At 39.4% G+C, this 12399-nt stretch carries 12 protein-coding genes and 1 pseudogene; 4 read left to right on the forward strand and 9 right to left on the reverse strand.

Annotated features, from left to right (window positions below):
- Positions 1-28 precede the first annotated feature (28 nt).
- Both CBF35_RS06180 and CBF35_RS06185 read left to right on the forward strand, forming a co-directional pair.
- On the forward strand, positions 29-481 hold the full coding sequence (locus CBF35_RS06180) for a GNAT family N-acetyltransferase (RefSeq protein WP_126779174.1): 453 nt from the start codon (positions 29-31) through the stop codon (positions 479-481).
- Between the two features lie 61 nt (positions 482-542).
- On the forward strand, positions 543-1295 hold the full coding sequence (locus tag CBF35_RS06185) for a cell envelope integrity TolA family protein (RefSeq protein WP_126779176.1): 753 nt from the start codon (positions 543-545) through the stop codon (positions 1293-1295).
- A gap of 134 nt (positions 1296-1429) precedes the next feature.
- Here the strand turns inward: CBF35_RS06185 and CBF35_RS06190 are convergent, their stop codons facing one another.
- The 7 genes from CBF35_RS06190 to CBF35_RS06220 form a co-directional block, all read right to left on the reverse strand.
- Positions 1430-1807: a rhodanese-like domain-containing protein gene (locus CBF35_RS06190; RefSeq protein WP_126779178.1), complete on the reverse strand. Its 378-nt coding sequence runs from the start codon at positions 1805-1807 to the stop codon at positions 1430-1432.
- A gap of 69 nt (positions 1808-1876) precedes the next feature.
- Positions 1877-2650 carry a helix-turn-helix transcriptional regulator gene (locus CBF35_RS06195; protein ID WP_126779180.1) on the reverse strand — a complete coding sequence of 258 codons (774 nt, stop codon included), beginning with the start codon at positions 2648-2650 and terminating at the stop codon, positions 1877-1879.
- A 146-nt stretch (positions 2651-2796) separates the two neighbouring features.
- Positions 2797-3441, reverse strand: a complete 645-nt coding sequence (locus CBF35_RS06200) for an L-fuculose-phosphate aldolase (RefSeq protein ID WP_126779182.1) — start codon at positions 3439-3441, stop codon at positions 2797-2799.
- Positions 3442-3458: 17 nt separating this feature from the next.
- Positions 3459-4514: a 2-hydroxyacid dehydrogenase gene (locus CBF35_RS06205; protein ID WP_126779184.1), complete on the reverse strand. Its 1056-nt coding sequence runs from the start codon at positions 4512-4514 to the stop codon at positions 3459-3461.
- A complete protein-coding gene (locus tag CBF35_RS06210; protein ID WP_126779186.1) occupies positions 4511-5938 on the reverse strand; it encodes a PTS galactitol transporter subunit IIC in 1428 nt (475 codons plus the stop codon). Before CBF35_RS06210 ends, CBF35_RS06205 begins: the two co-directional genes overlap by 4 nt.
- Positions 5939-5977: 39 nt before the next feature.
- Positions 5978-6277 carry a PTS sugar transporter subunit IIB gene (locus tag CBF35_RS06215; protein ID WP_126779188.1) on the reverse strand — a complete coding sequence of 100 codons (300 nt, stop codon included), beginning with the start codon at positions 6275-6277 and terminating at the stop codon, positions 5978-5980.
- The gene (locus CBF35_RS06220; protein ID WP_170174723.1) at positions 6264-6776 is read right to left on the reverse strand and encodes a PTS sugar transporter subunit IIA; all 513 of its coding nucleotides are present in this window, start codon (positions 6774-6776) and stop codon (positions 6264-6266) included. The genes CBF35_RS06215 and CBF35_RS06220 overlap by 14 nt, the downstream gene beginning before the upstream one ends.
- A 227-nt stretch (positions 6777-7003) precedes the next feature.
- On the opposite strand from CBF35_RS06220, the gene CBF35_RS06225 reads away from it, so the two are divergent.
- A complete protein-coding gene (locus tag CBF35_RS06225; RefSeq protein ID WP_126779192.1) occupies positions 7004-7810 on the forward strand; it encodes a hypothetical protein in 807 nt (268 codons plus the stop codon).
- A 23-nt stretch (positions 7811-7833) separates the two neighbouring features.
- Here CBF35_RS06225 and nagE read toward each other — a convergent pair.
- Both nagE and CBF35_RS06240 read right to left on the reverse strand, forming a co-directional pair.
- Positions 7834-9838, reverse strand: a pseudogene (nagE, locus tag CBF35_RS06235) (N-acetylglucosamine-specific PTS transporter subunit IIBC).
- An 88-nt stretch (positions 9839-9926) separates the two neighbouring features.
- Positions 9927-10772: a PRD domain-containing protein gene (locus tag CBF35_RS06240; protein ID WP_126779198.1), complete on the reverse strand. Its 846-nt coding sequence runs from the start codon at positions 10770-10772 to the stop codon at positions 9927-9929.
- 629 nt (positions 10773-11401) lie between these two features.
- Here CBF35_RS06240 and murB point away from each other — a divergent pair.
- The gene (gene murB / locus CBF35_RS06245) at positions 11402-12298 is read left to right on the forward strand and encodes a UDP-N-acetylmuramate dehydrogenase (RefSeq protein WP_126779200.1); all 897 of its coding nucleotides are present in this window, start codon (positions 11402-11404) and stop codon (positions 12296-12298) included.
- Positions 12299-12399: the final 101 nt, after the last annotated feature.

The following is a 12399-nucleotide window of genomic DNA, read 5'->3' on the forward strand; positions in this document are numbered from 1 at the left end:
CTAGAAGCATGTGAGAAGAGGAGAAATCATGAAAATAACGTGTAGTAAGTTAACAGACTTAGCGCCAATTGAAGTAACTAAGATATATCAAGCACGAATCCAAGTGTTTGTCGTTGAACAAAATTGTCCTTACCCTGAAATCGATCAGTGGGACTATCAAGGATTACATTTATGTTTTTGGGCCGAAAGTGGCGAAGTATTAGCCTACAGTCGGATTATTCAAAAAGAAAGTTACATAACTTTTGGTAGAGTGTTAGTTGCTAATGCTGGGCGGGGCAGAGGCTTAGGGCGAAAACTAGTCTTAAAAGTCTTAGAAAAAATTCAAGAAATCAACTCAGAGCAACTTGTGAAAATATCTGCACAAACTTATTTAAAAGACTTTTATCAAAGTTTTGGTTTTCACATAATCTCAGAAAGTTATTTAGAAGATGGGATTAGTCATGTTGATATGGTTCGTAATCACCCTGAAAGTGATTGCTAAAATCTAGTGATAACGTATAATAGAAGACATAATTAGACTAAGAGAGAAGGTTGAAAGGTAAATGTTTGAAATTGGTATGTTAATAGTTTTAAGTAGCGTTGCTTTTTTATGCACGGGTGTTTATCGGAGTAAAAAAAATAAAAATCGGAGCTACCTAAAGAACAGCGCAAAATTATCTGGTTCTTTGTTCGTAATAGGTATGTTATTGATGTTTATTTTTGTCGGCGATGCACCCCAAGCGTCAGAGCAACCATTAAAAAGCAAGCAATCCGTAACAACAACATCTAAGGCGAAAAAAGTAGTCAAAAGGGAAGAATCAAGTACTGATCAAGAACAGTTGGCAGCTGAAAAAGCTCAAGCCGAGGCTGAAATTGCGAAAGCGGAACAATTGGCACTAGAAACAGAGCAGTCTGAGGAAGCTGCCCTTAAAGCAACTGAAGAGGCGGAGCGTCAAAAAGATTTAGCCATTGCCGCTGAGGCTGAACGACAAAAAGAAGCTAGATTAGCAGCTGAAGCTGCCGCTGCTGCCGAAAAAGAAGCCGCTTTATTAGCAGCTAGCGCCCGGGCAGAAGAAGCCGAAAGAGTTCGGGTTGCAGCCGAAGCTCAAGCAGTTTCCCAAGAAGAAGAAGCCCAGATTCAAGCGGCGTTTGCAGAAACTGAAGCGAATACAGAGATGATTTATTACGCCCCACAATCCGGCAAGAAATATCACTATAATCAAAGCTGTCGTGGCTTAAGTAGTGCCAACAGTGTGGCAACAATGAGCCTAGGGGAAGCCCAAAGTTTAGGCTATGGCTTATGTGGTTGGGAATAAAGGCAATATAAGTTGCTAAATTAGCAAAAGCGGATGACGAAAGTCACCGCTTTTTTTGATGTCAAAAACAAGCTTAAGCAGACGTCGTTATGCTGCTCACGACGTCTGCTCTAAACTAATGTTGTTGAGGGGGATTATAAATAAGTACTGTCTTCCGTTGGAAATTCAAACTCTTGCCACAAAGCAACGCCACCGCTTAATTCTAAGACATCAAAACCAGCTTGAATTAAGATAATACTTGCACTCTTGGCTAATGAACAAGTGGCTCCCCAAGTACTAACAATAATTGTTTTGTCTTTAGGCAACTCATCTAAGCGAGTCGGTAATTCATTTAAAGGAATCTCCAAAGCGCCAATAACTTTTTGACCTTTCATTTTTGATGGAGCAATTCGAACATCTACATGGAAAAATTTACCTGGATGTTGTGACTCAGCCATCATAATATCTGTTGGTGATAATTGTGAATCGATGACAGCTTGTAAATAGTTTAAACGATTTGTAGTATTTGACATAGTATCTCTCCTTGTGTAACTGTATTTGATCTTACAAATAGAAGTATATCAGGACTAAAGGTTAGTCAGTTATTCATTTTTGCTGTTTATACGACTGTACAAAATATGAGGTAAATTAATTGTTAAAGGTGGGTCAGTTGTAAGTTTAGGACGTAACTTTAGTTGAAAGGCTTGCTTCTCAGAACTTGGAAAGTGAATGGGTTCTTCGATAAATGAGCGAAATTCATCTTTTAGGAAAAAGTAGTTTAATAAATTTTTGGACTTTGGAATACCGCAAGACATCAAATAAAAGGAACCGTCAGGAATATTCTTAAAAGTAAAAGTTTGGGAATGAGTCACAGGTTTACCAACAATCGGGACATGATTAGGGAGCCGGTGTTTGAATAAACCGATAAAAGCAATTCCTTTAAAGGTGTCAGGCAAGGTGATCGTGACTTCTAAGTCGTTACTTGTTTCTAAATCAGAAGTTAATTCTTCCTCAAGCGGAAGTTTTTCCTCAGCCACACGATTAAAAAAATCAAAAAAAGTAGTCATTCCTTGGCGGTAATCTTTTGGTCTCAGTCCAGTTCTTTTTTTAAAGATATTTGTAAAAGAACCGGTGCTTAAATAACCAGCTGATAACTGTGAGGATAGAATGCTCTTATGTGGTGAGAGATGCTCGATACTTTTTTGGATTTTAACAGTGGCAATGTATTCGACTGCAGGCACATGAAAGCTTTTTTTGAATTCACGACTGAAATGGGAATAACTGTAACCGAAATGAGTTGCTAAAGTTTCAACTGTTAAGTCTTCACAATGTAGACTAATGTAATCAATAATTGCTGTTTTTAAAGGTTCTTCCATATGAGCCTCTTTTTTTGGGTTGTTAATTGAACGAAGGATTAAATGATAATACAACTAATTATAGCATGATAACTATAAAAAAATGAAGATAAAAAGCTAAGATGAATTAAAGTGTTGGATAATTCTCTTAGCTCTTTAAATGATCGTTAGGCTTGACCGTAGTTCCTAAATTTCCGAACCATAAAATCAACTTCCGCTGTCGGCAGAAGCAAAGGTTTTCCTAAAACACTGGCCCGCCAATAGACTTCTGCACAGCGTTCAATTTCCACTGCTACGAGATAAGCACTAGCAATGTCTACACCAGCAGCTAGTAGGCCATGATTAGCTAAAAAGCAGGCAAAACGGTCAGTCATTGCCCTAAAAGCATTTTCCGCTAAATCAGCTTCCCCGTAGGAGCCGTACTTGGCACAACGGACATTTTCACCACCAGCAATGGCGATATAATAATTAGCCGCAGGTAGTTCCCAGCCTAAAGTGGCTAACGTGCTGCTATAAGTTGAGTGAGTATGGACAACAGCAAAAATATCTTGGCGATCAGTGTAATTTTTTAAATGCATCCGCCATTCACTAGAAGGAGTTCGTAAGCCTTCAACAACATGACCTTCTAAATCAATGATAACGACGTCTTCAGGAGTCAACTCGTCGTAAGCCATGCCGCTAGGACTAATAGCGACTAAGCCGCTGTCGGAATTATAAATACTAATGTTGCCACCAGTACTACTAGTCAGTTTTGAATGTAGCATCTTTTGACAGTAAGTCACAACCTCTTGCCGTTCCTTTGCAAGTAACATCAACAACATCCTTTCCGTTAACTTAAATAGAGAAAATCACTTTTACCAGTAGCGAAGTATGTGCGTAGCTCATGGGCTAACAACTCAGGGGAGCGAGGGATTGCATCGATAGTATCACCAGCTAAGTGGCTCGTTAAGGTAACATTATCAAGGCTTAAAAAAGGGTCATCAGCAGGGAGTGGTTCAATCCATGCCACATCTAGAGCAACGCCGGCAATCTGTTGTTTTTGTAAAACGGTTAATAAAGCCGATTTTTTAATTAGACCTGCTCGGGCAGAGTTAATTAAATAACTATTAGGGGTCATTAAAGACAAGAGGGCCTCGTCGACAAAGTGATAAGTGTCTGGGGTTAACCGCAGATGCAGGGAGATCACGTCGCCTTGCTTAAAAGCTTCTTGCAAAGAAACTAAAGTGATTGGTAAATCAGCCCCTTCTAAATCAGCAGCAGAAACAAAGGGGTCGTGGGCTAGAACGGTCATATTGAGGGCTGAGAGCTTGCGAGCCAAGCGCTTGCCAATATGACCTAAACCGATTAAGCTGACAGTCAGTTGATCGAGAGTTGTTTTGTAAGGGTCATTAGGAAAGGTTTTTAACCACTGGCCCTGTTTAATGCCGTAGTGTGAACGGGCAATGTTACGAGTTTCAGCAATAATCATCCCTAAAGTAAAATCAGCCACAGGTTCCGCATTACGAATCACATGAATCAGCTTGATTTGCTGTTGGCGACAACACTCTAAGGCGATATGTTCTAAGCCGCCACGACAAGTCCCGATTAGTTTTAAATGTGAAGCCCCTTCAATGACTCTTTGAGGGACTGGGGCAATGTGAACTAACAAATAGTCTGCAGTAGTCATGGCTTCTGCAAAGCCTGCTGGCAGAGGCAGATTCTCAGGACCGTAACTTTCAATTTCAAGAATTTTTGCTTGAAACTCAGGTTTTGTTAAATTTGCAAACCACTCAAAAGTTTGAAAGGTCACAGGTTGGTTATCAGGATTAGGAAAGTTCAAATTTTGAGCAACGGTTAATAAACTACTAGCTGAGACTAAGGCATCACCAAGGATGACGATCTTCATCTAAAATCACCAGTTTCACTTTCTGCCGTTGAGGCTAAGGCTTGGCGCTCAACATAGGCTTCGATTTTTCCACGATTTTTGCGAATGTAACTATATAAAAGGATATAGAGGACAATCGTGCCCCCGATTAAAAATGGGTTTTGAGTGAGATAAATTAAGAAGAGACTACCGAAAAGTAAGTTACCAACAACTAGCAAGCTGAAAATCATGACAGCGCCTGAAGGTAAATCAACCCCAACACTAATGGCAACTTCTGTAAAGATTGGTGCTACCCGAGTAATTAAGTACAAGGCGCAAGTTAAGTAAGTGCCACCGATAATGATTGTTTTAAAAATGTTGCCATTAACAAAAGGGACAATCCCTTGGAGCAAGTAAGGAATCGCGATTAAATCTACCATCGGTAAAGCTTGGTTACCAGGTAAGATAATCGCTAAAATGATAATGATCGGGATTAAAATCATGCCACTTAATAATGTGGCTGGTTCCCCGTAACCGGCAGCATCATTGATGGCTAAATACCACTCCCGTTCATCTTCTTCACTACTTTTAGTCGATTTTTTACTATGATCAGTAATCGCCGTAAAGGCCGAGGCAAAGATACCGGCAATTCTTGGAAAGATTGCCATAATCGCCGCCGTGGCAACTCCTACTAAGGTGATTTCCCCCCAAGCTTCAAGGGTTGTAATCCGAGTGAAGTTCCCAGCTAGTCCTAAGATTAAACCTAAGACAAAGCCAAGGGAACTAGGCTCTCCCAGAAAGCCCATTTTAGCTTGTAAGTATTCAGGATCAAGTTTAATTTTATTCGCCCCTAGCTTAGTTAAGAAAAAATCCATAAGCAAAGCTAGAGGGACGGAAGCCACATCGTGAGGGGCTGTCATCGTTGTCCCAGGATAACCGTAATAAGTTGCCCAGCGTTTAGCTAAGACTTCATTAATCGCTAAAGTGTATAAATTTTGAACAGTCATTAATAAGAGGGCCAGCCAGAGATTACCAGTGACGAGAAAAATCATTGATCCCCAGAGCATAAAAGAGTAGTTATTCCATAAATCTGAAGGCATAAAAATATTGTAGACTTTAAAAACAAAGAGTAAGGTCTGCAGCAATAAACCAAAGCCGAGAAAGATCATGCCGACTTGAGTCGAGTAGGCAACGACACTAGTCGCTTGCCAGCCAGTGTCAATCATATTTAAGTTAACCCCAGTCGTATCAACCATCCGTTGAATGACCGGTGTTACAACAGGAGTGTAAGCACTAATTAAGAAGTTAAAGCCAATCAATCCGATTCCAGCATTTAAAGCCGATTGGGTGGCTTTTTTAGGGGGGACTTTCATAATCAAACAAATAAAAAACAAGACAATGGGAACGACGATGGCTGCCCCAAACGTTTCCATAATTTGGGAAAGGCTATCTAAAACAGCAGTCATTTAGAACACATCCTTTCTTTAGTAAAGGACAGGAGGGAGTTATTTTAAACGAGCAATAAAAGCATCGAGTTCGGCAATAAACGTTGCTTCGCCTCGACCAGTCAATAAAGGGACACCATTAATTGCTGTCAGCTTATCAGGAACTGTAATTAAAGGGCTAGAGTGGACAATTAAGTCCCAGTGGCCACTTTGGACTTGAGCAGCTACGCCATTGGGATTGACTTCAACAGTTTTCACACGACAGCCCCGTTCTTCTAATAAATCAGTGACTTTGCTAGAAAGCATGGCACTAGTGACAGTACCGGAACCGCAAACGGTGATTACTTTAACTAATTTCATGTCTTTGACCGTCCTTTCGAGAAGGTTCTGCGAGGGCAACGTAGAGGAGGTTAAAAATCTCAGCTTGGGAATTAGTAGTAGACAAGGTGCTTAAGGCATCACTTCGTTGAAAAAGAATCATTAAGCGTTGGAGGACACGAAGTTGGCTTTGAGGATTAGTAAATCCAAGAAAAAAGACGAGTTTAACCGGGAGCTGCTCAGTTTTGCTCCCCATCTTAGTGAAAGATAAAGGTTCTTTGAGACGACAAAAATACAAAAAAGCTTTCGAGTGAAAGGAAGCATCAAGATGGGGGATGGCGATGTGACAGTGAGCCGGGTCCAGGCCAGTCGGAAAGTCTTTTTCCCGTGTAAGTAAAGCCGGTAAATAGGCGTCAGTTACGAGGTTGAAAGCTTGTAGCCGTTCAGCCACAGTTGTAAATAAATCGGTTTGAGAGGAAAATTCTTCCTCAAGGGAGAGGTAGTCTAGGTGCAACATAGCGGTAAAGTCACTAAGTTCCATAAATGACATCCTTTCTAATAGAAACGTCAGAGGAGGTGGAAATGAAAAGGCGAGTAATTAAAAAGATAAATGAGCTACTAATAACAGCAATATTGTAAAGGCTTACAGCTTTGGTGTCAAATGTTTTGTATGCAATTAGGCAGATTCAGCAAAAGGGAAGGAGGCTTTCTTTATCAAGGCGGATTAGCTATACTTAAAAGGTTCGTTTTAAAAGAGGAGGAAGTTAAATGACTTTAAAGAATCAAAGATGGCTAGTCTTTGGCAGCTTAAGTTTACAATTAGTGATTACGACCTTAGGAGCTAAGTTACTAACCCCAGATCTACCTAATTGGCTAGTTTCAACAATTATGTTGTTAATCCCTTACTTAATTTGGCTGACTCAAGTAGTCATTGGTCGAGGATTACAAGTAACTAGGGGAATCAGTAGTGGTTTATTAGCAGTTGCTCATTTGTGGTATGTATTAATTAGTTTAAATGGCTATGAAAGGATGTTAGTTTCCCCTTTTATCCTCCAACAACTGCCTTATGTATTAATCGTTGTTGCGGTGATTTTTGGTATTGATGACTGGCGTAAAAGTTTAAACAAAGTCGCGATTAGCCAGGAGAAAAAGACTTTGGCGAAAGGCGAATTCGTGTCTCTAATAATCGCTACGTTGTTACCAATCTTTGCTCTCTATCCTGGCAAGGCCCCAAGAATGACCTTAGCCTATGTGGACCAAGGAGTTCCTCTTGATTTGTTTAGCCGCGGTTTTTTAGAGTTCTTAACATTGCCAAGTTTGTTGATGTTAATGCTAGCCCTTCTGAACGTAGCTTATGTCTTAAAAAGACCAGTGGCCAAAAGTCGTAAGTATGGCAGTGTCGGGTTTCTTCTAGCCATGTTGTTGTTTATAGCAATCGTCTTGTTTGCCCCATATATTTTCTGGACAGGGGTGAACCCGTTGATTTTTAGTGTGTTATTTGTCTGTGGGGTTTTAATAACTCCGACAAATTACCAGTTTAAAAGCAAAAAAGAACTGCCCTTCTCAAATAAATGAGAAGGACAGCCCCCTTGAATCCTTTAGTTAATTTCAACTGTTAAGGCTTCTTCTGAAGCTTTAACAGTTTTTTCAGTAACTGTTGAAACAGTTTTAACGAGATCCATATTAGTGACGACGATAATAATCGTTGATGTTGTGTTAGTTTTAGCTAACTCATCTAAATCCATCGTTGCCATTTTTGTTTCAGGTGTGACTGTTTGGCCTTCAGTAACGAAGACTTCAAAAGGCACCCCTTGTAACTTAACTGTGTCGATGCCCATGTGGACAAGAACTTCAAGACCACTATCTGTCAGAATAGAGATGGCATGTTTTGTTGGGAAAACACTAATGATTTTTCCTTTAACAGGAGCGTAAACGTCAGCTGAAGTTGGTTGAACAGCGTAGCCGTCTCCTAACATTTTTTCAGAAAAAACATCGTCTTCCACTTTATTAATAGGAATTAAGTTTCCTTCTGAAACAGTATAAAAAGTTGTTTTGTTGTCTTTTTTTAAAAATTTAAACATGCGTATTTCCTCCGATATCGTTGTAATAGGTTAGAGCACAGTGTTACAAAGCCTGCTAACAAGGATCTAACTATTTATTAATTTTGTGCATTTCATCAGCGACGAATTGAACTTCCGTACCGACAATGACTTGAATGTTCGTAGCGTCAATTTTCTTAACTCCAGGAACATTTGTTGCTTTGATCTTGCCTTCGTCAACTTTGTCCATATCTTTAACAACGAGACGTAAGCGAGTCGTACAGTTATCGATTGATTCGATGTTAGCAGTTCCGCCAAGACCTTCAATAATTTTAGTTGCCATCAGTGAAAATTTGTTGCCACCTTCAGCAATTTCTTCTTCGATTGCTTCTTCAAGGGTTGTTTCTTCACGACCAGGTGTTAATAAGTTGAATTTCTTAATTGCAAAGTCGAATGTGAAGTAGTATAAAGCCGCCATCACAAGACCTTGAACAACTAACATCCACGGTTGGTTAGCGATTGGGTTACGTAAACTTAAGAAGAAGTCAACGAAACCAGCACTAAAGGCAAAGCCGGCTGTCCATTGGAAGAAAGCCGAGATGAATAATGAAATCCCTGTTAAAGCAGCATGTAAAACATATAAAGGCCAAGCGACGAACATAAATGAGAACTCTAAAGGTTCAGTAATACCAGTGAAGAATGAGGCAAAACCAGCAGCAATCATTAATGAAGCTGTTGCTTTACGTTTATCAGGACGGGCGTTACGATAAATCGCGTAACCACCAGCTGGTAAACCGAACATCATCATTGGGAAGAAGCCACCTTGGTACATCCCAGTAATTCCTTTTTCACCAGCACCAGATAAGAAGTTACCGATATCGTTGATACCAGCTACGTCAAACCAGAAAACTGAGTTTAAGGCGTGGTGTAAACCAGTTGGGATCAATAGACGGTTAAAGAACCCGTAAAGACCAGCACCAACTGCGCCTAAACTAGAAATCGCTGTTCCGAAGCTAACTAACCCAGTATAAACGACTGGCCAGATATATAAAAGGGCAACAGAGACAACTAACATTGATAAAGCTGTCATAATTGGCACAAGACGTTTACCACTAAAGAATGATAAAGCCATTGGCAATTGAACTTGACTGAAGCGATTGTACATTGTGGCAGCAATTAAACCAGATAAAATACCGATGAAGGCATTATCAATTTTGCTAAAAGCCACGTTAACTTCTTCAAGGGGAATCCCTTTCATCGCCCCAACAGTTGCACTAGCTAGTAAAGTTGTCACAACTAAGAAGGCTACTAGACCACTTAAAGCGGCGGCCCCATCTTTGTCTTTCGACATCCCTAAAGCTAAACCAACTGCGAATAAAATTGGCAAGTGGTCAATAATTGCGCCACCAGCTTTAACTAAGAAAACAGCGACGAAGTTTGGATCTCCTCCTTGCATGATTTGTGGATCAATCCAATAACCAATCCCCATTAAAATTGCGGCTGCCGGTAAAACGGCAACTGGAAGCATTAACGATCTTCCCATTCTTTGTAAGTATGCTTTCATTATACTTACCTCCTATATATTTTTTTATATTCAAGCCCGGCATAATGTAAATAAATGAATAAGGTCTAATTAGGGCTGATTATACAAATTAAGTTGAGCTACTTTCTACTTGGTCAGCAAGACGCTCGATGTGCAAGGTAATATAACCGAGCTCTTCGGCAGGGATTGTTAAACCGTAATCCCGTTTGGTCATTGCAGCGACTCGTTCAGAAATGCAGTAACTCCGTTGATATTTCGTTTTAACTAATTGAAAAACTTCAGCATCCATGGAGTGAAACTTACTTTGGTAAACCCGTTCCACAACATACCGCAAATGAACCACAAGTCGGGAATAATTTAGCCCCATACTCATTTCAGAAAAATCAATTCCTAGTTCTTCAGCAATCGTTGTTACCATGGCAGAGATAATCGTCACTTCACGTATACTCTTGTTACTTGTCGTTTGACCAGAGCTAGCACTATGAAAATGGATGGCGATGTAGGCTGCTTCATCAATGGCAAAATCTAAATGGAATGTATCTTTTAAATAGTTAACAGCCCATTCAGCTACGCGAAATTCATCAGAATACAAAATTTGAATTTCATTCAGCAGTTTATTTTTAATGATGATGCCTTCTTTAATTCGATCAATAGCAAAGGCAATATGGTCGGCTAAGATCGAATGAATATGCTCATTAAATTTCGTCCCTAAAGCCCCTTCAGCGTAATCAATAATTTCTTCGGAAGCGATAAAGTATTCAGGTTTGATGCTTTGGAGTAATTGCTCCATCTTAGTTTTAGTTTCAGTAGCAACATATTCCCGCTCAATATCGATTTTAGCAATTAAATCATTTTGAGTTTTGTTGAAACCGATGCCTTTGCCAGTGACAATTTTACTAATACCATTGTCCGTCACTAGGACGGCATTTAAATTAAACACTTTCACTATCTTCATAATTTATCTCCCTAATTAAAAATAGACATGGAAAAAGACCGTCTCTCGAGACACGCGTCCTTTTCCATGCCTAGTATGATCTAGTCACATGAACTGGTTTATTAACTTAAACTTATCATACAACCAATCGCTTAAAAATGCAACAATAAGGAATTTGTCTCTTTAAGAAGGTGAAAAACTGTGGATAACTCTGATTAACAAGGCTGAAATAATTATAATTGTGGATAACCCTGTGGATATGTGGATAACTCGAATGTTTGTTCGTAATCTTAAATGGGGATTTATTAAAAAACAGAGAAACAAAAGAGGGTGTAAAAGCTTGTTAAATCAAAGTACAAAGTCAAAGTTCGTCTTTAATCAGCTGAAAATGAGAAAAAAGCTCATTTGATTGCCTTGTGGAAAAGCAGCGCCTTAGCTTGTGGATTACTTAGAAGTATGGATAATTTTAAGAAGAAAGTCACTCTTAAAGAGAGAGTGTGTTTCAAGTCGACAGTGGAAACTAAAAAAGTTGAATTTAACGAGTTGCTACTATAGTATATAGTTAATATTAAATATCTCCTCTGAGACTAGTAATTCAAGGAGCCCTCGTGATAGAATATATAAGATGTTTAATTGAAAGGACTAGTGACGTGAAGACAGAAAAAATAAAGGCAGAGCTGCCGACAATTAAAATGTTATTTCAAGAACCATTATCTAATTATACTTTTACTAAAACTGGCGGACCAGCAGATGTCCTGCTCTTTCCTAAAAATCAAGCAGAAGTCAAAGAAGCCGTTGATTATTGCTTAAAGCATGATTACCCTTGGTTAGTCTTAGGGAATGCGAGTAATTTAATCGTCAGTGATGGCGGCATCCCTGGTTTTGTGCTGATGTTAACTGATATGAATAAGATGACTGTCATGAATAATCAACTTCTTGTGGAAGCAGGAGCCAAACTAATCGATACGAGTTATTTAGCTTTAGAAGCCAAATTAACTGGTTTAGAGTTTGCTTGTGGCATTCCTGGAAGTATCGGTGGGGCTGTCTATATGAATGCCGGGGCTTACGGTGGTGAAATCGTTGATGTCTTCGAATCAGTGGATATCATCTGGGAAGACGGGACCTTAGAAACATTAAGCAAAGAACAGATGAATTTTTCATACCGTTACAGTCTGCTCCAAGAGAAAAAAGGGGTAGTTCTAGGGGTAACCTTTACTTTAGAAGCAGGTAACCAGGCTGAAATGACGCTAAAAATGGCTGAGTTAACGGAATTAAGAGAATCGAAACAACCTTTAGAATATCCTTCTTGTGGCAGTGTCTTTAAACGTCCTGAAGGTCATTTTACTGGGAAGTTAATTCAAGACGCTGGTCTCCAAGGGTTAATCTGGGGTGGGGCGCAAATTTCGGAAAAACATGCTGGTTTTATTGTTAATATTAATGGCGCTACAGCCACGGATTATGTGGAACTTATTGCCCATATTCAAGCTGTGATTTTAGAAAAATATGCCGTTACTTTAGAAACTGAAGTCCGAGTAATTGGTCGTTAATTAAGAAAAGTCAGAACTTTGGCAACGGAAGTTCTGAAGCCAACAAAAAAAGTAACAAACAATGAATTAATATTGTTTGTTACTTTTTTGTTGAAATCATT

It is taken from the genome of Vagococcus salmoninarum, from assembly GCF_003987495.1.
In the GTDB taxonomy this organism is placed as follows: Bacteria; Bacillota; Bacilli; order Lactobacillales; family Vagococcaceae; genus Vagococcus_D; species Vagococcus_D salmoninarum.